The organism is Gramella sp. KN1008, assembly GCF_004332155.1.
Lineage (GTDB): Bacteria > Bacteroidota > Bacteroidia > Flavobacteriales > Flavobacteriaceae > Christiangramia.
Window position 1 is genome coordinate 449,166 of the sequence record NZ_SJDV01000003.1, and the last position, 26,892, is coordinate 476,057.

Annotated in this window: 26 protein-coding genes; 3 read left to right on the top strand and 23 right to left on the bottom strand. The window is 43.3% G+C overall.

The annotated features are described in order from the left end of the window. Positions 1–14 precede the first annotated feature (14 nt). From EZJ28_RS07895 to EZJ28_RS07945, 12 genes are all read right to left on the bottom strand, one after another. Positions 15–1,502, bottom strand: a complete 1,488-nt coding sequence (locus EZJ28_RS07895) for a NuoM family protein (RefSeq protein ID WP_131396594.1) — start codon at positions 1,500–1,502, stop codon at positions 15–17. Positions 1,503–1,510: 8 nt separating this feature from the next. Next, on the bottom strand, positions 1,511–3,430 hold the full coding sequence (nuoL, locus tag EZJ28_RS07900) for an NADH-quinone oxidoreductase subunit L (protein ID WP_131396596.1): 1,920 nt from the start codon (positions 3,428–3,430) through the stop codon (positions 1,511–1,513). A 15-nt stretch (positions 3,431–3,445) separates the two neighbouring features. Continuing rightward, entirely contained in the window at positions 3,446–3,763 is a 318-nt protein-coding gene (nuoK, locus tag EZJ28_RS07905) for an NADH-quinone oxidoreductase subunit NuoK (RefSeq protein ID WP_131396598.1), read from the bottom strand. 25 nt (positions 3,764–3,788) lie between these two features. Beyond that, entirely contained in the window at positions 3,789–4,406 is a 618-nt protein-coding gene (locus tag EZJ28_RS07910) for an NADH-quinone oxidoreductase subunit J (RefSeq protein WP_131396601.1), read from the bottom strand. Between the two features lie 4 nt (positions 4,407–4,410). After that, complete coding sequence (locus tag EZJ28_RS07915) at positions 4,411–4,887, bottom strand: 4Fe-4S binding protein (RefSeq protein ID WP_131396602.1); 477 nt, start codon at positions 4,885–4,887, stop codon at positions 4,411–4,413. 4 nt (positions 4,888–4,891) lie between these two features. Further along, complete coding sequence (nuoH, locus tag EZJ28_RS07920; protein WP_131396604.1) at positions 4,892–5,944, bottom strand: NADH-quinone oxidoreductase subunit NuoH; 1,053 nt, start codon at positions 5,942–5,944, stop codon at positions 4,892–4,894. Positions 5,945–5,954: 10 nt separating this feature from the next. After that, positions 5,955–7,076, bottom strand: coding sequence for an NADH-quinone oxidoreductase subunit D (locus tag EZJ28_RS07925; RefSeq protein WP_207388441.1), 1,122 nt, complete (start codon positions 7,074–7,076; stop codon positions 5,955–5,957). Positions 7,077–7,082: 6 nt separating this feature from the next. Next, positions 7,083–7,559, bottom strand: coding sequence for an NADH-quinone oxidoreductase subunit C (locus EZJ28_RS16105; RefSeq protein ID WP_207388442.1), 477 nt, complete (start codon positions 7,557–7,559; stop codon positions 7,083–7,085). A gap of 12 nt (positions 7,560–7,571) precedes the next feature. Then, positions 7,572–8,135, bottom strand: coding sequence for an NADH-quinone oxidoreductase subunit B (locus EZJ28_RS07930; protein ID WP_131396606.1), 564 nt, complete (start codon positions 8,133–8,135; stop codon positions 7,572–7,574). Then, the gene (locus EZJ28_RS07935; RefSeq protein WP_131396608.1) at positions 8,126–8,476 is read right to left on the bottom strand and encodes an NADH-quinone oxidoreductase subunit A; all 351 of its coding nucleotides are present in this window, start codon (positions 8,474–8,476) and stop codon (positions 8,126–8,128) included. Before EZJ28_RS07935 ends, EZJ28_RS07930 begins: the two co-directional genes overlap by 10 nt. Before the next feature lie 74 nt (positions 8,477–8,550). Continuing rightward, the gene (locus tag EZJ28_RS07940) at positions 8,551–9,564 is read right to left on the bottom strand and encodes a 2-oxoacid:ferredoxin oxidoreductase subunit beta (RefSeq protein ID WP_131396610.1); all 1,014 of its coding nucleotides are present in this window, start codon (positions 9,562–9,564) and stop codon (positions 8,551–8,553) included. A 2-nt stretch (positions 9,565–9,566) separates the two neighbouring features. After that, positions 9,567–11,420 carry a 2-oxoacid:acceptor oxidoreductase subunit alpha gene (locus tag EZJ28_RS07945; RefSeq protein ID WP_131396612.1) on the bottom strand — a complete coding sequence of 618 codons (1,854 nt, stop codon included), beginning with the start codon at positions 11,418–11,420 and terminating at the stop codon, positions 9,567–9,569. Between the two features lie 217 nt (positions 11,421–11,637). Between EZJ28_RS07945 and EZJ28_RS07950 the strand changes: the two genes are divergently transcribed. From EZJ28_RS07950 to EZJ28_RS07960, 3 genes are all read left to right on the top strand, one after another. Beyond that, entirely contained in the window at positions 11,638–11,988 is a 351-nt protein-coding gene (locus EZJ28_RS07950) for a 4Fe-4S dicluster domain-containing protein (protein WP_131396614.1), read from the top strand. Between the two features lie 28 nt (positions 11,989–12,016). After that, on the top strand, positions 12,017–15,547 hold the full coding sequence (nifJ, locus tag EZJ28_RS07955) for a pyruvate:ferredoxin (flavodoxin) oxidoreductase (RefSeq protein ID WP_131396616.1): 3,531 nt from the start codon (positions 12,017–12,019) through the stop codon (positions 15,545–15,547). 111 nt (positions 15,548–15,658) lie between these two features. After that, positions 15,659–16,036 (top strand): HEPN domain-containing protein, encoded by a 378-nt coding sequence (locus tag EZJ28_RS07960; protein ID WP_131396618.1) that lies wholly within the window; start codon positions 15,659–15,661, stop codon positions 16,034–16,036. Between the two features lie 108 nt (positions 16,037–16,144). On the opposite strand, the gene nadB is transcribed toward EZJ28_RS07960, so the two are convergent. The 11 genes from nadB to EZJ28_RS08015 form a co-directional block, all read right to left on the bottom strand. After that, positions 16,145–17,689: an L-aspartate oxidase gene (nadB, locus tag EZJ28_RS07965; RefSeq protein ID WP_131396619.1), complete on the bottom strand. Its 1,545-nt coding sequence runs from the start codon at positions 17,687–17,689 to the stop codon at positions 16,145–16,147. Between the two features lies 1 nt (position 17,690). After that, positions 17,691–18,641, bottom strand: coding sequence for a quinolinate synthase NadA (gene nadA / locus EZJ28_RS07970; protein ID WP_131396621.1), 951 nt, complete (start codon positions 18,639–18,641; stop codon positions 17,691–17,693). A gap of 150 nt (positions 18,642–18,791) precedes the next feature. Further along, a complete protein-coding gene (locus EZJ28_RS07975; RefSeq protein ID WP_131396623.1) occupies positions 18,792–19,502 on the bottom strand; it encodes an aspartate/glutamate racemase family protein in 711 nt (236 codons plus the stop codon). Between the two features lie 102 nt (positions 19,503–19,604). Then, positions 19,605–19,823, bottom strand: coding sequence for a hypothetical protein (locus tag EZJ28_RS07980; RefSeq protein WP_207388443.1), 219 nt, complete (start codon positions 19,821–19,823; stop codon positions 19,605–19,607). Beyond that, positions 19,820–20,137: a rhodanese-like domain-containing protein gene (locus EZJ28_RS07985; protein ID WP_131396625.1), complete on the bottom strand. Its 318-nt coding sequence runs from the start codon at positions 20,135–20,137 to the stop codon at positions 19,820–19,822. The genes EZJ28_RS07980 and EZJ28_RS07985 overlap by 4 nt, the downstream gene beginning before the upstream one ends. A 3-nt stretch (positions 20,138–20,140) precedes the next feature. Further along, positions 20,141–20,419, bottom strand: coding sequence for a rhodanese-like domain-containing protein (locus tag EZJ28_RS07990; protein ID WP_131396627.1), 279 nt, complete (start codon positions 20,417–20,419; stop codon positions 20,141–20,143). Positions 20,420–20,522: 103 nt separating this feature from the next. Continuing rightward, on the bottom strand, positions 20,523–20,711 hold the full coding sequence (locus tag EZJ28_RS07995) for a DUF2892 domain-containing protein (protein ID WP_131396629.1): 189 nt from the start codon (positions 20,709–20,711) through the stop codon (positions 20,523–20,525). 15 nt (positions 20,712–20,726) lie between these two features. After that, a complete protein-coding gene (locus tag EZJ28_RS08000; RefSeq protein WP_347562584.1) occupies positions 20,727–21,029 on the bottom strand; it encodes a hypothetical protein in 303 nt (100 codons plus the stop codon). A gap of 54 nt (positions 21,030–21,083) precedes the next feature. After that, positions 21,084–24,290, bottom strand: coding sequence for an efflux RND transporter permease subunit (locus EZJ28_RS08005; RefSeq protein ID WP_131396631.1), 3,207 nt, complete (start codon positions 24,288–24,290; stop codon positions 21,084–21,086). A 37-nt stretch (positions 24,291–24,327) separates the two neighbouring features. After that, positions 24,328–25,401, bottom strand: a complete 1,074-nt coding sequence (locus tag EZJ28_RS08010) for an efflux RND transporter periplasmic adaptor subunit (RefSeq protein ID WP_131396633.1) — start codon at positions 25,399–25,401, stop codon at positions 24,328–24,330. A 3-nt stretch (positions 25,402–25,404) separates the two neighbouring features. Then, a complete protein-coding gene (locus EZJ28_RS08015; protein ID WP_131396635.1) occupies positions 25,405–26,718 on the bottom strand; it encodes a TolC family protein in 1,314 nt (437 codons plus the stop codon). Between the last annotated feature and the right edge of the window lie 174 nt (positions 26,719–26,892).

Here is a 26,892-nt window from a genome sequence, read left to right on the forward strand (position 1 = left end):
ATTCTTTTTAAAGATTATAATACACCCCGAATAAATGGTTCAAGGCTCTCCAGGATCATATTGCTTAGCCATAATGGCGCAACCCCAATTCCTACAATAGGGATAAGGAGCAATAGCACTCCCGTTTTTTCGTACCAGGTGGCTTTGGCTAATTTCAGGTATTCTGGATTCTTCACCGGCCCCATTAGCATAATTCCTACCACTCGTAGTACATAAACTGCTGTGACCACGATTGCCGAAACAGATACAATGGTCACTATACGATGGAACATATCATCATGAAGAAAAGCTCCCATGAAAATGTTCATTTCAGCCACAAATCCGCTAAAGCCTGGCAGACCCAGCAGGGCAAGTCCGGCTATCACATAAATGGCAGAGATAAAAGGAATCACCTTCAGGAGGCCTCCCAGTTTTGTAATATCACGTGTGTGTGTTCGGCCATAGATCATCCCGATAAGAGCAAAGAACAGGGCTGTCATAAAACCATGAGAAAGGGACTGTAAAATAGCGCCATTCCAGGCAGTCTTATTCAGCATCAATAGAGCAAAACTTACCATTCCAAGGTGACTCACCGAGGCGTAGGCATTGATATATTTCAGGTCTGTTTGGCGTAATGCAGCGAAAGCTCCGTAAACAACACCTATGGCAGAAAGAATGATAAAGAACCAGGACCATTCCAATGCTCCTTCGGGAAGCAGATACATAGCCACTCTGAAAATTCCGTATCCACCTAACTTCATCAAAACTCCGGCGTGCAGCATGGATACCGCTGTTGGTGCCGACGCATGCCCGTCTGGAGACCAGGTATGAAAGGGGAAAAGAGCTCCTAATACCGCAAAGCCTATAAATGTCATAGGGAAGAACAGTTTCTGTGCTTCATAAGGAATATTCACCTGCGCGATCTCGAGGATATTGAAAGTAAGAGCACCGCCTTCAGCTCCGGAATTGAAATAAATCCCCAGAATTCCTACCAGTAATACGGCCGAAGCTCCCATAAGCATCAAGGTTAGTTTCATGGCAGAATATTCCTTGGGACCTGAACCCCAAATGCCTATTAAAAGATACATTGGTATCACTGCGATCTCGTAAAAGACGAACATCGTGAACAGGTCTATGGAAATAAAGAATCCATACACCCCTGTTGAAAGTATGATGAGGGATACAAAGAATTCCTTTGGAAGATCATCTATCTTCCAGGAAATGAAAACTCCTGCCAGAACTACTATGGCAGTAAGGGTGATCAGGGCTACCGAAATTCCATCAACTCCAACACTGTAGTGAATATTCAGTTGTTCAAACCATGTAAGGTCTCTTGTAAAAAGCATGATCGAATCGTCTATGGCCCTTTCTCTCAGATAGGAAAATATAAGATTTATTGCCATGCCCAGCTGGATGATTCCACCGGTCATTGCGATGAGTCTGGCCTGTTTTAGACCTTTGGAGAATACCAGAGCCAGGACGACCAGGATGGGAACTATTACGAAAAGTGATAAAATGTCCATAATAAGAATTAGTTAGTCCATATATAAATGAATACAAAGGCTATGATCACCACACCGGCTATAAAGCCGAAAGCATAATCCTGTACCTTTCCAGACTGCATCCCTTTGATCTTTTGGGAGATCAGTACCGTTTTATTTCCAATACCCTCCATGGTACCATCCACGAATTTCTTATCGAAGAAGGCAATGGGAGCCGCTACATTTTTGTAGAAGACCTTACGGGCCATAAAAAGATAGATCTCATCAAAATAGAACTTCTGGCTGGTCCATTTATAGAAAACACCAAAGGCATGGGCGAACCTGTCTGAGAGATCATTTTCTTTTTTATAGAATAACCAGGCAAGGCAGATTCCCACAAGACCTACACTTACCGCAATGACAGCAAGTGGAATGTTTAAATGCGCTTCGAATGCCATTTTATCGGCTGTTACCAGTTCACTAAATGGTATAAAGCCTACAACGATGGTTAGGAGTGCCAGTATTATTAAAGGAATGCTCATGGATTTTGGCGACTCATGCGGAGTATGCTCATATTTGGTTTCCTTACCCCAGAATATTCCAAAATAGATCCTGAACATATAGAAAGCAGTAAGACCTGCTACCAGTACTCCAATAAGATATAGGAATTGGTTATGTTCGTAAACAGCTACAAGTATCTCATCTTTACTCCAGAACCCTGCTAGTGGAGGAACTCCTGCTATCGCGAGGGCGGCAATCAGGAATGTAATATTGGTCACCGGCATATATTTTCTAAGTGCCCCCATATCCTTTAGGTAGTTGCTATGAACTGCATGGATCACTGAGCCCGCTCCAAGGAATAACAAGGCCTTGAACATGGCATGAGTGAAGAGATGGAACATTGAGGCCATAAAACCAAGTCCTTCATGACCATCAAATCCCGACACACCAAGTGCCATCATCATATATCCCAACTGAGACATGGTAGAGAATGCAAGTACCCGTTTAATATCGGTCTGGGTAATGGCGATTATCGCAGCAAAAAGGGAAGAAAAGGCACCTACATATGCAACTATTTCCAGGGCGAAACCTTCCTCAACCAGGTAATACATTGGGAAGAGCCTTGCAACCAGATAAACACCGGCCACCACCATTGTGGCAGCGTGAATGAGTGCCGAGACCGGGGTAGGACCCTCCATAGCATCGGGCAGCCAGATATGCAATGGGAACATAGCCGATTTTCCAGCTCCCCCCATAAAGATCAGAAGCAGTGCCCATGTAATTACCGAGAGGCCCATAAAAGATGTGGAAGCCCAGTTAAGGATCACAGCTCCTTCAGGATCGGTAAGTTCCTGAAAATCGAAGGTTCCGGTATAATAGCCCATTACAAAGATCCCGATAAGAAAACCGAAATCTGCAAAACGGGTAACAATAAAGGCCTTTTTTGCAGCTGCAATGGCAGATGATTTGGTATAGTAATAACCTATGAGTAAAAAGGAGGATACACCAACCAGTTCCCAGAAAATATAGATCTGGAAGAGATTGGTAGAAAGCACCAGTCCGAACATTGAAAAACTGAAGAGAGACAGATAAGCGAAGAAACGGGTGTATCCGTCATCTCCTTTCATATATCCACGGCTGTAAAGATTTACCATTAAGGAAACCGTGGAAACCACTACCAGCATCATTACCGAGATGGGGTCTATAAGGTATCCCATATCTATTTGAAGACTATCGGTAAGGTGAAGCCAAACGATCTTATCAACAAATGTCTGGTAAATACCGTCAGCTTTTCCGCTAACGAAAAAATATTGAAAGGCGGTGTAATAGGATAGCAGGGTAGAAATGCCAAGGCCGGCAACCCCTATTACTCCCGATACGGCAGGTTTTATCTTTTGATTGAAGATCCCCAGGACCAGAAATACTGCCAGGGGAACAAAAGGAATTAAAAGTATATAGCTCAGGTTCATAGTTTCCACTTTTTTTTAGTACTTCATTACTTGGGTATCTTTTACTTCCACAGAGCCTGTCTGCCTGTATAGGTTAATGATGATGGCAACGGCCAGTGCTGTTTCAGCTGCTGCTACCGCAATGATAAAAATCGAGTATATCACGCCCTCAAGAACATCGGGAAACAGGTACTTATTGATGATCACAAAATTCACCACAGATGCGTTCAGGATCAGTTCTACTGAGATAAGGATAGAGATAAGGTTCTTTCTTGTAATAAAACCATACACCCCTATAAAGAACAGGATCGAGGTCAGGGTGAGAATTTCGGTTATGCTTACTCCGGGGATCATATCTTCTTGATTTGACAGTTAGTAATTATTCGGTTTCTACCGGGGTCTTTTCATTCAGGATTGGGTTAATCTGTAACTCCTGTTCCTGTTCGACTTTCATCATTTTGACATTGTGAGACACACCGGGTGTAGGATGTTTTTTGGTTGTTTTTTCTCCCTTAGCTATGATAATGGCTCCAATCATGGAAGCCAGAAGAAGAACACTTATCACTTCAAATGGCAGGATGAAACCACCGGGACCATAATCCAGTAGTTTTTCCCCGATCTGGGCAGTGGTAGTAGTTACACTTGTTCCGGTAACTTCAAAGGAATAGGAATAGATCACACTAAGAAAGACAGCCAGCCCAGACATACAGAGTAAACCGGTAATAAGCTGCTTCTTGCGGCTTGCAACTTCCAGGCGCATTTCTATATGATGCACAAGTAGCACTGAAAAAATGATCAGTACAATCACACCGCCGGCATAGACCGTGAGCTGAACGGCAGCAAGAAAATTGTAATCTGCCAGAAAATAGATCCCTGCTATGCCTATGAGGACAAAGAGCAGATAGACTACAGACCTCAGCATTTTACGGCTGCTTACCGATGCGATGGCGAAAATGACCATAATGGCTGCAAGGAGATAAAAAATGATACTTTCCATAATCCTATTCTTCTACACCGGCTCTTACTTTTGAGCCGGGTTTATTTAACACTCTTGTTAGTTGGGTTCTGTCATATACCGAACTTTCGAAATTCTGCGCCCATTTTATGGCATCACTGGGGCAGGCATCTACACACAGTCCGCACTGAGTACACATTCCAAAATGATAGATATGTTTGTCTATGATCTTTTTCTTTTTTCCCGTTTCCTCGTCGACCACCCTGTCCCAGATAATCTCGATGCTTCCGTTAGGACAGGCGATCTCACACTTCTGGCAGCCGGTACAGCTATGTTCATTATTCTCGTCGTGAGGCATCACCACTTCACCTCGAAAGCGCTCAAACATTTGAAGACTTTCGCGATTATCGGGATATTGCTGAGTAATGGCACCTTTACGGGAATTGAGAAAATATTTCCCGGTGACCTTCATTCCGGTGAGGAGCGTCTTTATGCCTTTATATATATCTGAAAAGTAACTCATAATCCTAAAATTGAAGTGTTAGGCCCAGCCAAACGATCAGGGCCATGATCACAAGATTTCCGAGGTTAATAGGTAACAGGTATTTCCATTCCAGGGTTAACAACTGATCTACCCTAAGTCGTGGGAAGGTCCAGCGGAACCACATCATGAGAAATACCAGGATAAATGTTTTTAACAGGAACCAGAATACACCCAGCCACGGTAAGGATTCAGTGATCCCGAAGGGCGATAACCAGCCGCCAAAGAAAACCGTTGTCGCGATGGCCGCGATGATGAACATATTGATGAATTCTGCCAGAAAGAAGTATGCGAACTTCATTCCTGAGTATTCTGTGTGAAAGCCGGCACCGAGTTCAGACTCTGCTTCAACCATATCAAAGGGAGCACGGTTTGTTTCTGCGGTACCGGCTATCATATAAATCATAAAGGCGATCACAGCAGGAATATGCCCCTGTATGATCAGCCATCCGTTTTTCTGTACTTCGATTATCTCCGAAAGCTGAAGGCTGCCGGTGATAAGTACCATGGTAAGTAGTGAGAGGCCTATTGAAAGCTCATAGCTAATAGTCTGCACACCGCTACGCATGGCCCCGATAAGGGAATACTTATTATTGCTGCTCCATCCCCCAAGGAGGATCCCTATAACACCTATCGATGAGATCCCTATTAGAAAGAATAAACCAATATTGATATCATAGGCCTGCAGGTTTTGTGTAAAGGGAAAAATGCCCAGCGCCATCAGGGAGGTAATGATTACAAAATAGGGTGCGAGGTTATACAGGAATTTATCGGCTTTTACAGTTCCGGTAAGTTCTTTGGACAGCAATTTCAGAGCATCAGCCATCGTTTGTAAAAGACCTTTGAATCCTACCCGGTTGGGCCCAATCCTTAACTGGAACCAGGCGGCAACCTTTCTTTCAAGTAAAACGAGATATAGGCCCAGCACAGCAAAGAGGGTTAGGTAAGCCAGCGCGATCAAAACCATTTTAGTAAGCCCGGTGATCTGTGCAGGGATAAGGCCTACAAACCAGTCGTTAATGCTTAAGAATATTTCCATTGGTCAATTTTTATCGGTCAATATCCGGTACAACAATATCTATAGTGGCCATAGTGGCTACCAGGTCGCCTATCTTTCCGCCTACGGTAATATGATTAAGCAGGGAAAGATTGGAGAGTCCCGGTGAGCGGAACTTCACCCGGTAGGGATTCTTAGTTCCTGTGCTTACAATGTAAACACCAAGTTCACCTCTGGCGGTTTCCACCTTTTGATAGTATTCCCCTTTGGGAAGTTTTATCACCGCATTGGTAGCTACCTGGTGATCACCTTCGGGAATATTATCTATAAGTTGTTCTATAATGGAGATAGACTCCCACATTTCCTGAATTCTAACCAGGTAGCGGGCATAAGAATCTCCATCGGTGTGCAGAGCTTCCTCAAACTCCACCCTGTCCAGGGCACTGTAAGGATGATGTTTTCTTACGTCGCACGAATAACCCGAAGCCCGCCCCACAGGACCGGATGCACCAAAAGATATGGCATCTTCTTTTGATAAAACACCAACACCTTTGGTACGTTTTTGGAAGATTACATTGCCTGTAAGGAGGCGGTCATATTCGGGCAATTTTGTTTTAAAGTGTGCGAGGAATTCCTTCACCCTTTTTACGAAATTAGGATGAATGTCCTGTCTGAGACCTCCCGGAATATTATAATTCATGGTAAGTCTGGCTCCACAGGTTTCCTCGAAGATATCATTGATCATCTCACGGTCCCTGAATCCGTAGAAATAAGAAGAAAGCGCACCAACGTCCATACCCATAACTCCCCACCAAAGACAGTGAGAAGAAAGCCTGGTAAGCTCGTCCATAATGGTCCTGATTACTTTTACCCTTTCAGGAACTTCAAGCTCAAGAGCGTTTTCTACGGTTAGACAAACAGCTTCATTATTGATATGCGCTGAGAGATAATCCATACGGTCTGTGAGATGAACGATCTGCTGATAGCTGTCGCTTTCGCACATTTTTTCGATAGACCGGTGTATATAACCAAGATCGGGATCTACTTTTTTGATGACCTCGCCGTCTATAGTGAGAAGAAGCCTTAACACTCCATGGGTGGCAGGGTGCTGCGGACCCATGTTGATGAAGTATTCTTCAGATTTAAAATTGTTATTTATCGTAGCGGTTCTCATAATTTCCTATTTAACTACCATGAGTTTTTCGTCCACGTAATCTTTCCGAAGGGGATATCCCTCAAAATCTTCAGAAAGAAAGAGCCTTTTAAGGTTAGGATGATTCCTGAAACGGATTCCGTAGAAATCGAAAGCTTCTCTTTCATGAAAATTGGCGGTCTCCCAGATATCATGTACCGAATCGATCTCGGGATTATCACGGTCTTCGATTTTCGACCTCACCACGATTATATGACGATGGTCTGTAGATTCCAGATGATAGACCACTTCCAGTTCCTTTCCCCAGTCTATTCCGGTAAGGCAGAACAGGTAATCAAAATTGGTATTGCGGTTTATCTTTAGATAATACATCATCTCATGCAAATAGTCGGGATGTATGCTGATGTTTAGAAACTGGGAACCTTCCTCTGTAAATTCCAGCTTTACTGCTGAAGGATCGGTGAACCAGCCGGCAATAAGCTCCTGAAGTTCTTGATTAGTCATGCCTTTCATTTTTTAAATTCCGTTATCAAAACCGTCTACAGGATTTTTCTTTTCCAGCCTGCGCTCGGTCTTTATCTTTTCCTGAAGTCTCAGCATTCCTTCCAGTAAAGCTTCGGGCCTTGGAGGGCATCCTGGGACGTACACATCTACGGGTATTACATGATCGGCGCCTTTTACTACCGAATAGGAATTATAGAAGAAAGGGCCACCGGAGATAGCGCATGCTCCCATTGCGATCACATATTTAGGTTCTGCCATCTGGTCATACAGTCGGCGTAATACCGGAGCCATCTTTGTGGTGATGGTTCCTGCTATAATGATAAGGTCGGCCTGTCTTGGGGAAGGTCTGGCCACCTCAAATCCGAAACGTGAATAATCATGGCGTGCAGCCCCGGTTTGCATCATTTCTATGGCGCAGCAACTGGTTCCAAAATATAGGGACCAGAGTGAATTGGCACGGCCCCAGTTAATCACCTTGTCCAGAGAAGTTACAAGGATATTCGCTCCGTTTCCAGCCGGGATCACTTCCCCGGGAAAATCGTCCGGGATCTTATTTGCGTTATTTTCTATTCCCATTTTAAAGCACCTTTTTTCCACGCATAAGCCAGACCCAGTCCCAGTATAAGAAGGAAGATGAGTATCTCAACAAAGGCGACGCCTCCAAAGTCCTGGAAGACGACTGCCCATGGAACGAGAAATGCCACTTCCACATCAAAGATTAGAAAGAGGATCGCGAAAAGGTAATAGCCTACTTTGAATTGAACCCATGTAGGTCCTATAGTGGTCATACCACTTTCATAAGGCTCCCTTTTCTGCGAATTGTCTGATTTAGGGGAGATTAATTTTGAGATGAAGTTCGCACCGGCAACCAAAATTACGCCGGCAAGAAAGAATACAATGATAGCTTCTAAACCCATTTCTTAATGGTTTAATTCTTAATAAAATTAACAGTATTCAGGCAGGTGGAAACTGATAAAAATCAGTTAACCGGCTATTTTACTTCATAAGTTTCACCTGAAAAGAAAAGGTCGTCTGTAGATCTGAAAGAAGAATTGGATTTGATCTCTCTGGTGAGTTCATCTTCCCTTTCCTCCAGGGTTATATCATTATAACTTCTTATGATTCCCGTTACTATTGGATATTCCAGTCGCACAAGCATCTGGTGAAGTGTTGGATCTTTTTCCAGTGCGTCGTGTACCAGGATATCATCTTCGGTAATACCGTTTTCTCCAAGGCTTACAACTTCAAGTTTCAGCCCATTTGGCACAAGCCCTTTATTACGGTCTTTTCCAAAGATCATTGGCTTGCCATGTTCCACATACAATTGCTTGTCTTCGCGAACATTTTTATCGGTATATTTCAGATAACATCCATCATTAAAGATCACACAGTTCTGCATTACCTCTACCAGGGAAGTACCTTTAAATTTCTGGGCTTTCACGAAAATGTCGGTCATTTCCTTTGGTGAATTCCCTGAGATCCTCGCAAAGAACCTTGCCTGCGATCCCAAAGCCAGTTCACCTGGAGAGAAGGGAGGCTGTGTGTTCCCGTAAGGAGAAGATTTTGTTTTTTGCCCTACAAGGGAGGTAGGAGAGAACTGCCCTTTGGTAAGGCCATAGATCTCGTTATTGAACAGAATGATATTAAGGTCTATATTCCGTCTAAGCACATGAATAAAATGATTACCTCCAATCGCCATACTGTCACCATCTCCTGTGATCACCCAGACACTAAGATCTGGATTTGCCAGTTTTACTCCCGATGCGATAGCGGGAGCACGGCCGTGGATCCCATGCATTCCATAGGTTCCCATGTAGTATGGGAAGCGGGAAGAACAGCCTATTCCGGATATGAAGACCACGTCTTCCTTTTTTACGCCCATCTCTGGCAATGCTTTCTGCACCGACCTGAGGATCACATAATCATCACAGCCGGGACACCAACGCACCTCCTGGTCATTAGCGAAGTCTTTATAGGTGTAGTTATTGAGAGTTGCAGTTTCCATAATTAGATAAGGCTTTTAAATTGTTCTTTAAGCTCGGAATTGGCAAAAGGCAATCCCTGTATTTTGTTAAACTGTAAGAAGTTGGTTTCGCTAAAATGCATTCGGAGTACATTTACAAACTGACCGTTATTTAGCTCACAAACCACTATTTTTTTGAACTTCTTCAGCATATCACCGGTATTCTTTGGCAGCGGGTTTATATAATTGAAGTTGGCGAAACCTATGTTTTTATGCCCTTCTTCGTATAATTCCTTGACTGCTGTATGCAGAGCACCGTAGGTGCCACCCCAGCCAATAACGAGCAGGTCTCCCTCCTCAGTAAACTCAGGTATTATTTGTGGGATATTATTCTGTACCCTTTTAACTTTTTCGGCACGGGTGTGTACCATTTCTTCATGGTTTTCAGGGACATAAGACACATTACCTGTTAGCTTGTCCTTCTCAAGTCCGCCAACCCGATGTTCAAATCCCGCAGTCCCCGGTATGGCCCAGGTACGGGCAAGGGTTTCAGGATCTCTCTCATATGGCTGCCAGTTTTCTTTTGGTTCTTTGATCTGATGGTTTTTGATCTCCGGCATATCCTTTACGCTTCTGATCTTCCATGGAGCTGAGCCATTGGCGATATAACCATCTGTTAACAGAATGACGGGAGTCATATGCTCCAGGGCTAATCTGGAAGCTTCATAGGCATAGTTAAAACAGTTAGCAGGAGTGCTGGCGGCAATTACTATTACCGGGCTTTCTCCGTTACGGCCATATAATGCCTGTAAAAGGTCAGACTGTTCCGTTTTTGTAGGTAGTCCGGTAGAAGGCCCTCCCCGTTGTACATTAACTACTACTAAAGGTAATTCAACCATCATTGCCAGCCCTAAGGCCTCTCCTTTTAGGGCCAGTCCGGGACCGGAAGTTGTGGTAATGGCAAGGTCTCCAGCGAATGAAGCGCCGATCGCAGAGGTGATCCCTGCTATCTCATCTTCAGCCTGGAAAGCCTTTACTCCAAAGTGTTTGTGTTTAACAAGTTCATGGAGAATATCGGTTGCCGGTGTAATGGGATAGGAACCAAGAAATAATTCAAGTCCCGATTTCTCAGCCGCTGCCAGGAAGCCCCAGGCGGTGGCGGTATTTCCCATAATGATCCTGTAGGTTCCCTTAGCCATTCTCGCCGGAGATATACTATAGGAGTTAGGGATAAGTTCTATGGTCTCCGCATAAAAATAACCAGCATTAAGTACCTTGGTATTGGCCTCGATCAGATGTGGTTTAGTTTTGAACTTTTTATTAAAGAAATCTATAGTGTGTTCTGGAGAACGGTTGTAAAGCCAGTATACCATTCCCAGCGCAAACATGTTCTTACTACGGGTGATGCTTTTATTGTCAAGTCCTTCAACATCCTTTAAAGCCTCTTTGGTAAGAGAGGTCATGCTAACTTCTATAACCCTGTAATTCTCCAGGCTTTCATCCTCGAGAGGGTTGGTATCGTATTGAGCTTTTTCCAGGTTCTTCTTGGTGAAGGAGTCGGTATCTACTATTAGGGTATGTCCGGGTTTAACCGCATGCAGGTTGGTTTTTAATCCGGCAGGGTTCATGGCAACCAGCAGGTCTACATTATCTCCCGGGGTGCTTACTTCCACACTACCAATATGTACCTGGAATCCTGAAACCCCGTAAAGGCTTCCTTGTGGGGCACGTATTTCTGAAGGATAGTTGGGAAAGGTGGCGACATCGTTTCCAAACATGGCCGAGGTGCCTGAGAATTGGGTGCCGGTAAGTTGCATTCCGTCTCCTGAATCTCCTACAAATCGAATTACGACCGCATCCAGGGCTTCTGCATTTGATTTCTTGTCTAGTGTAATCATATTTGGCTTATTTGAAAGGATTGGTTAGCTACCAACGCTTTAGATTGAACCAAATTTAGAATCACTATTTCCCATTAAATATGATACTCGTCATGATTGAAGGATATTTAAAAATTAAAAAAATGCCTGTTGATCATTCAAAATATGATAAACGTCATTTTAAGACACGAGAGAGCTGGGTAATTTTATGCGACTGTTTAAATTAAAAAAATAGATTATGGCACTAACTATAACCGATGAATGTATCAATTGCGATGCCTGCATTTCCGAATGTCCCAATAACGCAATTTATGAACCCGACCAGGAATGGTCGTATTCCGATGAAACAAGTCTTAGCGGAACGGTTACCACTCCTAAAGGAAAGGAAATCGACGCTGATGCTGAGAATGAACCTCTTTCTGATGAGTTCTACTTCATAATACCTGAAAAATGTACCGAGTGTAAAGGTTTCCATGATGAGCCTCAATGTGCTTCGGTATGTCCGGTGGATTGTTGTGTTCCTGATGAGGATCATCCTGAAACTGAAGAGGAGCTTCTTGAAAAGAAAGCCTGGCTTCACGATGAATAACTGAATACAATAATTTAAAAATGGAGTGATGACTAAGGAATCCCCTAAGCTCATTTGTGACGCTAACGAGGCGGTGGCACGAGTGGCTCACAAAACCAATGAAGTCTGTGCGATTTATCCCATAACGCCCGCCTCTCCTATGGGAGAGCATGTGGATATTTTCAGTTCAAAAGGAAAGAAGAACATCTGGAACAATGTTCCGCGAATAGTTGAAATGCAAAGTGAGGGCGGTGCCGCCGGTGCCGTTCACGGCTCCCTGCAGGCAGGTGCTTTAACAACCACGTTCACGGCTTCGCAGGGTCTCTTACTTATGATACCTAATATGTATAAGATAGCGGGGGAGCTTTTGCCTACTGTTATCCATGTGGCAGCTCGAACTGTGGCGACACATGCACTATCCATATTTGGAGATCATTCAGATGTAATGGCCGCAAGGCAGACCGGATTTTCCATGCTATTTGGAGGATCGGTACAGGAAGCAATGGATTTTGCACTAATTTCACAGGTAGCCACCCTTAAAACCAGGGTGCCATTTCTGAACATTTTCGATGGTTTCAGGACTTCTCATGAAATTTCAAAGATCAATGCTATTCCCGATGAGGTGATAAGCTCAATGATGCCAGAAGAGAAGATCATGGCTCATAAGAAACGAAGCCTCGATCCCGATAATCCGGTAATTAGAGGTACTTCACAGAACCCGGATGTTTTCTTCCAGGCACGTGAAGCGGCTAATCTTTACTATGATAAGGTGCCGGCTACCGTTCAGGAGGTAATGGACGAGTTTTATACCCATACCGGCCGTAAGTATAAGCTGTTCGATTATATTGGACATCCGGAAGCGGAAAGACTCATTATCATTATGGGATCCGGGGAAGGAGCAGTAAGGGAAACCGTTGATACCCTTTTAAACCAGGATGAAAAGGTTGGGGTGCTGTTAGTTCGTCTTTTCAGACCATTCTCCATTAAGCATTTTATTGATGAGATCCCCGAAACTGTGAAAAGGATCGCGGTAATGGATCGTACCAAAGAACCCGGAAGCACCGGAGAGCCTCTTTACCAGGATGTGATCACTGCTTTTAGTGAAAGCGGCAGACCAATGCCACAAATTTTTGGCGGTAGATATGGGCTTTCCTCGAAGGAGTTTAATCCGGCCATGGTGAAAGGCATCTATGATGAACTTTTAAAACCATCGCCCAAGAACCACTTTACCATTGGTATTAATGATGATGTAAGCTTTACCAGCCTGCTATACAATCCGGTGTTCAAGACCAAAAAAGCTACCTTTAACTGTATGTTCTATGGTCTTGGTTCTGACGGGACCGTGGGTGCTAACAAGAATTCAATCAAGATAATAGGGGAGACCACAGATAATTATGTACAGGGTTACTTTGTTTACGATTCCAAGAAGGCGGGAGCCCAAACAGTTTCCCACTTGCGTTTTGGCCCTGAACCGATCTATTCGAGTTACCTCATAAATACAGCCGATTTTATCGCCTGTCATCAGTTTAATTTTATTGAGAAATACGATATTCTCAAAAAGATCAAAAAAGGAGGAACCTTCCTTCTCAATGCGCCTTTCTCCAATGAGGAGATCTGGGAAAATCTTCCTAAGAAAATGCAGGAGGAGATCGTTGAGAATGAGCTTGAATTCTATGTTGTAGACGCTACCAAAGTGGCCCATGAGGCGAACCTTGGTAAACGTACCAATACTGTGTTACAAACCTGTTTCTTCGCTATTTCGGGAGTGCTTCCAAAAGATGAGGCTATCCAGAAGATCAAGGATGCTATCGTGAAATCTTACTCGCATAAGGGTGAGAAGATAGTTAAGATGAACTTTAACGCGGTAGACAAATCACTGGAGTATCTTCAGAAAGTTGATTATCCTAAATTGATTACAAGCGAAATAGGGTTAAAACCTATGATGAGTGGTGATACTGATCCATTTGTGAAAGAAGTACTAGGTAAGATCCTTGCCGGAGACGGTGATGAGCTTCCTGTAAGTGCCTTCCCTGTAGACGGTACGTTCCCAACTGGTACTACACAGTTTGAAAAACGGGGTATCGCCGATTTTATTCCTGTATGGGAAGGCGAAGACCTGTGTACTCAATGTAATAAATGTGTGGCCATTTGTCCCCATGCAGCGATCAGAGCCAAGGTAGTTCCCAATGAAGAACTTGCAGACGCTCCTGGTTCGCTTAAAGCGGTTCCTGCGAAAGGAAGGCCTTTTACCAGTACTACCGAATCTTATGTCTTACAGGTTTCTCCTGAAGACTGTACCGGATGTGACCTTTGTGTAGCCGTTTGTCCTGCCGAAAGCAAGGAAATAGAGAACTTCAAGGCCATAAATATGAGAAATAAGCTCGATGTGGCCGTGGAAGAAAACCAGAACTGGGACTATTTCACGAAACTGCCATATTATGAGCGTACAGAGCTTCAGATAACCAATGTAAAAGGTTCTCAGTTCCTCGAGCCGTTATTTGAGTTTTCAGGAGCCTGTTCAGGTTGTGGGGAAACTCCTTATATCAAATTACTTACCCAGCTTTATGGTGATAGTATCCTTATAGCCAATGCAACGGGTTGTTCTTCGATCTATGGAGGTAACCTTCCTACCACTCCTTATAAGAAAAATGACAGGGGACATGGTCCTGCCTGGGCAAATTCGCTCTTCGAGGACAATGCTGAATTTGGTTTGGGAATGCGACTCGCTCTTTCCAAAAAGCAGGAGATCGCTGTAGATCTTTTAAAATCTCTGGAAGATAAGGTAGGCAAGGAACTGGTTGATGCAATTCTGAATAATCCTGAAGAGAACGAAGTTCAGAAGAAGGAGAAGCATGCAAACATAGCAGAGCTTAAGCAGATACTTGCTGAAATCGATGATGAGAAAGCCGTAAAACTGAATGAGTTATCTGAATATCTTCGTAAGAAGGCTGTATGGATACTCGGAGGCGACGGCTGGGCTTATGATATCGGTTACGGAGGAGTAGACCATGTTCTGGCATCTGGTGAGGATATCAATATCCTGGTAATGGATACAGAAGTGTATTCTAATACCGGAGGACAGATGTCTAAAGCCACCCCTCTGGGGGCAAGTGCTAAATTTGCTGTGTCAGGTAAACGAACTTCCAAGAAAAGTCTGGCCCTGCAGGCAGTTTCATACCAGAATGTGTATGTGGCCCAGGTAGCTATTGGAGCTAAAGATCTGCAAACCCTTAAGGCAATTGAGGAAGCCGCGGCTTATCCCGGACCATCGATCATTATCGCTTATTCTCATTGTGGTGAACATGGTTACGATCTTAAGCATGGAGCTACTCAGCAGGAGAAGGCAGTTGAATCTGGATACTGGCCTCTGTTTAGGTTTGACCCTTTAAAACCAAAAGGCAAGAAGTTTAAACTTGATTCCAAACCTCCACAGATCCCTGTTGAAGAATTCATGTACAATGAGACGCGCTTTACAAGGGTTGCCAAGGAAAATGCCGAAACCGGAGCAAAGTTGCTGAAACAGGCTCAGGAAGAGATAGAAACCAAATGGGAAAGACTGGAACTGTTCAGGGATATGTAAATATCTAATTTATAAATAGTCAAATAATAATACGTTTTTAGTTATGCCAAAACTTTTACCGGGTTAACATAGCTAAAAACGTATTTTTTTTAACCTTCTAATTTGAGAATCATGGAAAACAATGTGATCAGGACCCTGGACCAGGCCATTAAAAGGCTGGACGAGGCAAAAGAAGAGCTGCAAAGACCAGAAGAGGACGTTGTGTCAGTCCTGGTATGCAAAAATGCCCAGTACGCTATAGAGAACTTCCTGAAGGCTTATTTGTTAAAGAATGAAATTGATCCTACAGAATTTAAAACGGTGGAGGAGCTATATAAGAAATGTGTTTCTATTAACAAAAACTTCGATGCCGTGGATCTTACCGGTTTTAACTGCAAGGCCAGAGATATGGATAAAAGCCTTTGTACTGATATTCCAAAAGTTAGTAAATGCTATAAAATGGCAAACGAGCTTAATTCTTTTCTTCGCCGGGAGCAGCTATTCAGTTAAACCTTTAGTGTATTTCCAGTATTATTTCCCCTGCAAACCTGTTTAGTGATTAAGCAGGTTTTAGGGTTTTTAACCTTTCCCTCATTTAATAGCTCAAACATTTACTGCTTAAACCAGTACTTTTAGTTTGGAACCAGTCTTTTTCTCGAATTTCACCGCATGTTCAATAACCAGTGAAGCTGTGACCAAAAGATTACGCAGCTCATAGTACTTGGGGTTAAAACGATTTTTATCGAAGACAGAGCTAAGTGTAGCCTGGATGATTTCCAGTTCTTTAAGTGCGCTCTCTTTTTCTGATACGGGTGAAAGATATACCAGCTGATAGGTCATAAGATCTTTTAGGCGGTTTTTAACCCGTTCAAAGATCAACTTCTGATCATCGCCCAGTTTTTTAGGACTGCTTTCTATGGAGATTGCTACAGGTGGCGCCTGGATGCTGTCTATCTGGTCTACAAGAAAATTAGCCGCCTGGTGAGAATAAACCAGTGCTTCTAAAAGGGAATTAGAGGCTAGCCGGTTAGAACCATGAAGACCTGTGCAACTGCATTCTCCGGAAGCAAACAGATTCTTTACTGATGTCTGGCCGTGCCTGTCTACCTTTATGCCTCCACACTGGTAATGGGCTGCAGGGATTACTGGGATAAGGTCTGTCTTTACACATATTCCTTTTTTTCTGCAATACCCCACAATAGTAGGAAAATGCGCGGAGAACTTCTCCTGATCCAAATGACGGCAATCCAGAAATACACATTCGTCTCCGGAGGCTGATAATTCCTTGAGGATAGCTGCCGAGATTATATCCCGGGTAGCAAGTTCTCCCCGCTGATCGTGGTCTAATAAGAATCTCTTTCCCTTCTTATTCACCACATACGCACCATAACCTCTTACAGCCTCTGAAATTAGAAAAAGTGCTTCAGGATTCTTTTCGTAAAGGGCCGTGGGGTGAAACTGAATAAAGTTCATATCGGCGATCTCAGCTCCGGCATTAAATGCCATAGCAATTCCATCAGCTGTTGCTACAGGAGGATTGGTAGTGTTACCAAACAGCATTCCGCTGCCTCCGGTGGCCAGAAGGGTGGCCTTGCTCCTTATCTCACTAAGCGCATTCTTTTTTAGATCCAGTGCTCTTATTCCCATACAAGTGGGGGTAGATTTACGGGGCTTCCTGAGCAGATCGGTCACAAAATAATGCGAAAAAAGACGGATGTTGGGGTAGGAGGCAATTTTTGCCAGTAGTTTTGTCTGGATTTCCCGTCCGGTGAAATCCTGTTTATGCAATATGCGGTTAAAAGAGTGGCCACCTTCCAGTACCAGATCAAATTCACCATTAGCTGCCTGGTCAAAGTCGCTTCCCCACTGAAGGAGTTCCGCAAGACGATCTGGCGCCTGTTCCACGACCATTTTTACTGTATCCGGATCATTATAACCTTTCCCGGCTCTTATAGTATCCTCAAAATGGGAACTGAAACTATCCTGTTTCTTGTCAAGAACTACCGCGATGCCTCCCTGTGCTTTCTGTGTGTTGCCAGAATCTGATCTTTCTTTGGAAAAAACCGAAATCTCAAGATCTGGTCTTAATTCTGCCATTTTTATGGCAAATGAAAGGCCTGCTATACCAGAGCCTACAATGGCTATATCAGTTTGAAATAACATATCACTTAGATAATTCAAGCATTCGTTTAATTGGAAGGGCTGCTTTTTCTATGATTTCCATTTCCAATTCAACCTCCGGGGTTTCGTTTTTAAGGCAATTATAAAGTTTCTCCAGGGTGTTCATCTTCATATAAGCGCACTCACTGCAGGCACAGCTGTTATTTTCCTTTGCCGGAGCGGGAATTATTGTTTTATCAGGGAAATGTTTTTGCATATCGTAGAGTATCCCGGCTTCGGTTGCCACTATAAAGGTGTTCCAGTCAGTTTCGGCAATATGATTTATCAAACCCGATGTGGAACCCACATAAGAAGCGGCTCTAAGAATGTGACTTTCAGACTCGGGGTGTGCGATGATCCTTGCAGATGGATACTCTTTATGAAGATTTAATAACTTGTCTATGGAAAAAGCTTCATGAACCATACAGGAACCATCCCACAGTAACATTTCCCTGCCGGTTTTTTTTATGAGATAATCTCCAAGGTTCTTGTCTGGGGCAAAAATTATTTTCTTATCCCTTGGAATGGAATGAATGATTCTTTCAGCATTTGAGGAAGTACAAACAAGATCACTCATGGTCTTGATCTCTGCCGAACAATTGATATATGTAACAACTACATGATCCGGGTGCTGATCAATGAATCTTTTAAATCTCTTTGGTTCGCAACCGTCTGCCAGAGAACAACCGGCCTGGGGATCGGGAAGCAGTACTTTCTTTTTAGGATTTATGATCTTGGCCGTTTCAGCCATAAAATGAACTCCTGCGAATACGATCATTCCGGCATCGGTTCCAGCGGCTTTTTTTGCCAGTTCCAGACTGTCTCCAATAAAATCGGCTACCTGTTTAATCGCGGGTTCCTGGTAATAATGGGCCAGGATAACCGCATTCTTTTCTTTTTTCAGCAAACTTACCTCTTCCTGTAATTCACGAACTTCGGACGGGAATACTTTCATTTATGGCAATTCTTTATCGGAGGCTCTTTTTTAAGCCTTTCCATTCGTCGGGCTACAAAATTACAGGCTGGTCTTTGCTTATTTTATGACGAATGTCATTTTTTGAAGAGAAACGTAGTCTTAATGGTTCACTAAAATTAACAAAGAAAGCTATTGCCTTTTGGATTCAAATATGCCTTCCTTTTCAAGTATGAAATCTGCCGCCAGCCGCGCATGCAGCTGAGTAGTGGCTATAAGGGGAAGTTTGGTCTCTTCCTTATCCAGTAGCATAGGAAGCTCTGTACAGCCCAGGACAACCCCCTGGGCTCCTTTTTGGTGGAAAAGGTCTGTCTGTTCCAAATAGAATTTCCGGGCCTCTTCAGTGAACTTACCCTGAGTGAGTTCCTTGGAAACAAAATGGTGTGATCTTAGGATATCATTTGCCGAGGGCAGCATCGTTTCAATTCCGAAGTTGTCCTGGAGATAATCGGGGATGAACTTTCCGGTTACAGTGGGTTTATTACCAAGTAAACCTAACCTGGTAATTCCAAGTCTTTTGGCTTCTCTTCCTATGGCTTCACCTATATGGAGAACCGGAATTTTCAGTCTGGGCTGGATATACTTGTAGGTCATGTGGGGAGTGTTAGCGCAAATCAGGATAGCATCGGCCCCCGCCTGCTGAAGCTTTTCAGATACTTCCAGATATTTAGAGTTGATCTTTTCATGATCCTGTTCCCGCATCAGTTCAATGTTAAGGCTATACAGAATTAGTTCAGGATTGGCCTGGGAGCCTATTTTTTCAGTTACTAATTCATTGATCAATCGGTAATATACGATAGTGGAATGCCAGGAAGTACCACCTATAAGACCCAGGGTTTTCATGAGAATAAGATTTAAGTTTTACCTAATTAAATTTAATTCTTAAATCACGATCTGGCTGTAACAAATGTTACCTCTAATAATCCTGGTTTACAAAGATTTCTTTTATTCTTCTTTTTCCTTTACCGGAAGCTCACAACTACCATTATAACAGGTTCCTCCGGCGCATCCAAAACCAAAAAGTCCCATAGAAGAGAGGTATATCCCCAGTAATATTCCTATCCACTGGCCATAACTGGCTGCCTGAATGATCATCAGGATTCCGATCAGCATATAAAATACCCGCCAGAAGTTCCAGCCTTTAAGTATTCTTTCTTTGATCATGATATCTTTTTATACAGACCTCTCCAGGATCCTCCATTATGAACATTAGTATACCCCTGGTCCTTAAAGATCCTTCTAGCAGTGCCACTTCTCATACCAGACGCACAGCAGGTAATAATAGGCTGGTCCTTTTTTTTGAATTTACCCAAGTTATTGGGCAGGCTGTTTAAGGGGATATTTCTGGAACCCTTAATATGGCCCATAGCATATTCATTTTTGGTGCGTACATCCACAATTATTCCATTGTTTTCAAGTAATTCTCTATAATTTACTCTAGGTGCGGTACCAAAGAGCTTTTTTAGCATATCTAGCATTTTCTAATTAAATTTTATGTAATTAATTTCCAGCCATGAGCCGGCATTCACACAGTCAATTTTTTGGGATTTAAGAAAGCCTTCTACCTGCTTACTTCTCATACCAGATGCACAGCATAGTATTAGAGGAGAGGGTAATTGTTTGAGTTCGTCCATGCGGCTAGTGATCTCGGTGAGCGGAATATTCTTTGAGCCTTCCACATGACCAGCACTAAACTCCATAGGTGTCCTCACATCTATGATGCTTCCTTTGTTTTCTTTTATCAGTTTCTCAATCTTCATATTCTTTAATTTCCTAAAGTCATAGCAAAAATATTCTCCTAAAATATCATGTACAGTTACTTCTGTTACATAGCCTCTTTCCAGTTAGGGAAAAGCCATCATTTTATTCATTTTTTATTCCGAATTTTTTCAGGATATCTTCCATTAGACACCATTTTGTTAGGGAAGACTGTAGCAAGTTGGCCCCCACAAAGGCTGTGAACCAAAGCCAATTAATATTCACATAAATTGCAAGGATGAGACTTATTAAAATAAAGGTCCCTGCTACTCCGCGTACTATTCTATTTCTCATTTTTTTATTTTTTAATTAAATATGTTTTTCAATGGGTAAGACCACGGCTCTCACCGGGTTATTGGTGTCGAGCTGCTGGTTATATTCTTTTACAAGCTTAAAGAAGCTCTCTATTTTCTCATCCTCGGTAAAGCTGAAAAGCATTATCGATTCGTTGCCGGACTTTTCACCCGGAAACCAGCTTTGAGTGGCGACAAGAGAATTCTTATACCCGTCTATTTCCGAAGTGCTGAAGGCCTCTATATGTGATTCCCTGAACAACTTCAGAATATCCTTCTGAAATTCGGAAAGCGAGGTTACAATTAATAATTTCATCATTTGATTGATTTTTAGCTGCCGGCTCCCGAAAACAGAGATCCGGCAGATTTGGTTTTACTTATGGTTTTTCTTTTCGATCATATAGTACACTAATGGTACTACCAGTAGTGTAAGCACTGTTGAAGCTATGGTTCCTCCCATAAGCGAGATCGCCAGTCCCTGGAATATAGGGTCAAAGAGGATCACAAAAGCTCCGATCACCACCGTACCTGCGGTTAGCAGGATTGGTGTGGTCCTTACAGCTCCGGCCTCGATCACGGCCTGTTTCAACGGAATTCCTTCTTCCAGCCTCAGGTTCACGAAATCGATGAGCAGCACCGAGTTCCGGACCATGATACCCGCGAGGGCAATCATCCCGATAAAAGAAGTGGCCGTAAAGAAAGCTCCCAGTAACCAGTGACCCAGTACGATTCCCACAAGTGAAAGCGGGATGGCAACCATCATCACTATTGGTGCTTTAAAGTTCTGGAACCAGCCAACGATCAGGATATAAATGATGATGATCACACCAAGGAAAGCGATCCCAAGATCCCTGAAGACTTCCAGGGTGATCTGCCATTCTCCATCCCATTTTACAGTATAATCGTCTTCGTACTGAGGTTGTTCCATGTACAGCTCATTCATCGTATATCCTTTAGGAAGTTCAATATCCTTGAGTTTTTCTTCCATTCCCAGAATAGCATAAACGGGACTTTCAAGTTCCCCTGCCATATCGGCCAGTACATATACCACTCGCTTCTGATTCTTGCGGTATATATTTTTTTCCCGAACATCTTCTTTCACCTCTACTAAGTCACCTACAGAAACCATCTGGCCGTTTTGTGACTGGATCTGAATCTGGGAAATATCATTGACTGAAGATTTTTCATTTTCCTCCAGGGCCAGTACGATTCCCACAGGTTTTGCAGCGTTCTCATCATAAAGCTGGGTTACGGCATTCTCGCCCAAGGCTGTATTAAGTGTGTAGACGATCTGTTGAGGGGCGATCCCGTAAAGCATCGCCTTCTCCTTATCGATCTCGAACTTGTATTCAGGCTGATCGGCTTCTACCATCCAGTCCACATCTACTACATCTTCAGTATTATTAAGGATATTCTGAACTTTATCAGCTACCTCGATCTGTTTGTCATAATCCGGGCCGTATACTTCAGCAACAATGGTCGAAAGTACGGGAGGTCCAGGTGGAACTTCCACCAGCTTCACATTTGCGTCGTATTTAGACGCGATCTTCTGAACATCCGGACGCAGTAGTTTTACTATATCATGACTCTGCGCGCTTCGGTCTCCTTTATCTGTTAGGTTCACCTGAATATCGGCCGTGTTACTGGAGCCTCGCAGGTCATAATGCCTTACCAGTCCGTTAAAGGTAATAGGTGCCGAAGCTCCAACATAGCTCTGGTAATTCACTACTTCAGGTCTTTGAGAAAGGTACTGCCCGATCTCCCTGGTGACCACAGCAGTTCTTTCCAGTGTAGTGCCTTCTGGCATATCTATAATTACCTGGAATTCGTTCTTGTTATCGAAAGGCAGCATTTTCACTGCTACTGTCTCGGTAAAGAACATTGCCACCGAAGCCAGGAGCAAAGCTATTGTTACCCCCAGGAATATCCATCGTTTCCTGGGATTCTCTATCAGAGGCTTTTCAAACTTTGAATACATCCTGTAAATAAAGGTGTTATCGATGCTGTTGTCACCTTCGTTTACTTCAGGTTCTTTTTCTCCTTTTTTAGCCTTTTCTCTAAGGAAAATATATCCGAGGTAAGGTGTAATGGTCAATGCCACGAATAAGGATAATATCATCGCAATGGATGCTCCAATCGGCATGGGACTCATATATGGTCCCATGAGTCCGCTAACAAATGCCATTGGCAGTACCGAAGCGATCACCGTAAAAGTTGCCAGGATGGTAGGGTTTCCAACTTCATTAATGGCATAAAGAGCAGCCTGTTTAAACGGTAAACGCCGCAATTTGAAATGCCTGTGCATATTTTCGGCAATAATAATGGAGTCGTCCACCACAATACCGGTTACGAATACCAGTGCAAAAAGCGTAATACGGTTAAGCGTATAATCAAGCATATAGTAGCTAAGGAGGGTAAGTGCGAACGTGATGGGTACAGAAAGGAATACCACGAGTCCGCCACGCCAGCCCATAGCCAGCATAACCACGATGGTTACCGCGATGATCGCTCCAATAAGGTGCATCAGTAATTCAGAAACCTTATGGGAAGCAGTTTCCCCATAGTTTCTGGTCACTTCTACATTAACATCATCGGGAATAAGGTTTTTCTTAAGGTGATCTACCTTCTCGATGATCACATCGGCGATCTTCATCGCATCGGCACCTTTTCGTTTGGCTACGTATAGTGTAACTGCAGGATATTCCGAATTATATTCCCCGGCTTTTTCATCAGCCTGGCCGTATCCGAAACTTACATATTCATTTGGCAATTCGGGTCCGTCCAGAACCGTGGCTACCTGTTTCAGGTAAACCGGCTGATTGTCCTGAACCCCTACGATGAGGTTCTTTACATCTTCTTTTGACTCCAGGAAGCTTCCGGTGGTCACCAGGAACTCGGTGTCCTGATCATCAAATGTTCCCGAAGACATCTGCTGATTATTCGCTTTGATCTTTTCGGCTATGCCAAGGAAGTCAACACCACTGGAAGCCATTTTGGCCTTATCCAACACTACACGTAACTCACGACTTCTTCCGCCTTTGAGCTTTGTAATTGAAACATCTTCCACTTTTTCTATCTCGTGGTTAAGCTCTTCTGCTATCTGCTTCAATTCATAATCGTTATACCGTTCACTCCATAGCGTAAGTCCCAGAACAGGAACATCGTCAATGGCACGGGTCTTTACCATGGGCTGCGTTACATTTCGTGGCAGTTTATCCATACTCTTCAGCAGTTCGTTGTAGAGTTTCACGTAGGAGCGCTCAATGTCTTCCCCCACATAGAACTGAACGATGAGCATTCCCTGTTCTTTCATTGAAGTGGAATACACATATTCCACTCCTTTTACGTTAGATATTATCTTTTCCAGTGGCTTGATCACTCTCGACTCGACCTCTGTTGGCGAAGCACCAGGATAACCGACAAAGATATCGGCCATAGGTACGTCTATTTGAGGCTCTTCTTCCCGTGGTATAAGGAACGAACTGTAAACCCCGACCACCATAAAGACGATCATAAGCAGTACCGTAAGTTTCGAGTTAATAAAGCCCCTGGCTATTTTACCTGCTAACCCTTCTTTCATTGTATAGCTTTTAAATTCCTGTATTTTTTAATTAGGCTTATTGTTTACTTACTGGTGCACCGTTGTAGAGCTTCCCTTGAGCGTCTGCAATGTATTCTTCTTCTGCATTAAGCCCTGAAAGCACTTCTACCTGGTCGCCATAGTTTTTGCCTAATCTAATCCATCGTAGGAGAGCTGTTTTCTGCGAGCTTATTGTGTAAATCCCGGTGAGATCTCCGCGATGTACAACAGCTGCTGAAGGAATAAGAACTCGTTCACTGGCAGTTTTTCGTTCTACCGGGATATCTATACTTACATACATTCCAGATCTTATCTCATCGCCGGTCTCTTCCAGGCTAACCTTTACAGGATACTGACTTCCGGTATTCTTAGCTGAAGAACTGATTTCCGAAATTGTCCCTTTCAGGGTCTTGTCCAGTGTCTTTATTTTCACATCTACCTGTGTTCCTTCTTTAATCGAAGAAACCTCAGATTCCGGAACGGTGGCTCTCACTTCGAAAACACCGGGGGCTTCCATTGCCACCAATGGCATTCCCGGATTGGCCATATCACCTTCTTCCACAAATTTATTGGTGATCACTCCGCTAAAAGGAGCCCTGATGTTTACATAGGCGAACTGTGCCTGGATCTCATTCTTCATCTGTTTTGCAGCTTCGAGTCTGGCTTTTGCCATCTCATAATTCGCGGTCATATCGTCCAGTTCCTTTTGGGAAGCACTGTTATCTTCAAAAAGGTTCCTAAATCGGTTATAATCCTTTTCCGCATTATTATAAGCTGCCTGGGCTTCGGTGATCTTTGCATTCACCTGTGCCAGTTTTGCCTGCAGATCAGAATTATTGATGGATACCAGCAACTGGCCTTTCCTTACTTTATCACCAATTTCAACATTGATATTATCCACATAACCCATCATCCGGGTGCTGAGTTTTGCATTATTTACGGCCTCTATCTTACCACTAAGGCTTAGAGTAGATCCTTTTTCTGAAGCTGGGGAATTCACGCTTACGGCAATTGCAGGCCGCTGTTCTTTTGTGGGTTTCTTATCGTCTCCACAGCTAATAAATAGACTTGCAGCTCCGGCAATTAAAAGAGTATATAATTTCAGTTTCATCGCTTATTTTTTGGTTAAAAATTCTAAATATGCCTTGGCATAGTTGTATTCGTAAATCGTTTGATAATATTCGAGTTCTTTTTCAAGGTATTTTGCTTCTGCTGAGAGAAGGTCTGAAGTTTTTTCCAGTCCTTCCTCAAAACGGTTGGTCCTGATCCTTAGAGATTCTTCAGACTGTTGCATTGCAAGTTCGCTGAGGGTCAGCTTGTTTTCTGCATCCTTAAGAGCTCTTCTGGCTTTATTAAGTTCCATAGTACTCTTTGATACATATTGCTCATATTCGAGCTTTGCCTGTTCGTATTCAGCCCTGCTTTTCTGCGTTTTCCCAATGCGCTTTGAACCTTGGAAAAGATCCCAGCTTAATGAAACACCTGCGATATAACCACTGGCATCCCCCTGGAAAATATCTTCATCATAAAGCTCGTAGCTGCCAAAGGCATTTAATCTTGGTAAAAAGCTCATCTTATCGGCTTTATACATATCCTTTCTTGCTTCCGTAGCCAGCTCCATAGCCTTGATATCTGAACGCTCTTCGGAAATACCGGCATTTTCAGTCTCTACTAGAGAGTTTATCTGCAGGGAATCTGTAGGCTTCAGGATTCCTTCCTGTGACTGTCCCATTAAGAACTCCAGATAGTCTGAAGCATTTTCAAGGTTACTTTTTGCATAATGCAAACGGTTATTGATCTCAGACACCCTAACTTCCACAGAGAGGATATCGGCTTTTTGAAGATAGCCCTGCTTATATCTGTCACTGGCCATTTTCTGATTGGATAGAGCGGCTTCACGGGCCTTCTCCAAAACATTCACGGCTTTATAGGCCAGCTGAAGCTCCATATAGGCTTTTTCCACCTCCAGCTTCATATAATCCCCTGTACGTTCTCCATTCAGGCGGGTAGCCTCCATTTTAGAATCGGCTGCCTTGCGTTGAAAGATCCCGTCAAGATTAACAATTGGCTGTTCCACTTCAATTTTCGTAGCGAAATTGTTTATACGATCCGGATCATTAAGTAGGGCAGGATTAAAATCACTTTGACTGATCCTTTCCTGGTTCAGTTTTGAACCGAAGGCCATAAGGGGATTATTAGTGGTCATCGCCGTGTGGGAAACACTTATGTTTGGCAGGAATACCGCATTGGTTTGCCGGTAATCGGCCTGTGCCTGCAGGAATTCCTGTTCGGATATTTTTAATTTTCTGTTATTTTCCTCAACCTTTTGCACCACCGAGTCCTTACTAATAGGCGTTACCTGTTGTGACGAGGCAGATAGGCTCGTGAAAAACGTCAACAGAATTACAGAGAGTTTTATTCTATTCATAGTTTTTAATTTTCAGGTACAAAAATAGCGGTGGGAACAGGGGCCGGTCAGTAACTTTTGTTACAGCTGGGAAGCAGGGGATTAGAGAGGAGGGGCTTTTATACTTTTTATAACTTGTTAAGTTTGGAGTATACCTGTCTAATCCTTGAATTTGTAGTTCTTTTGCATGAAAGG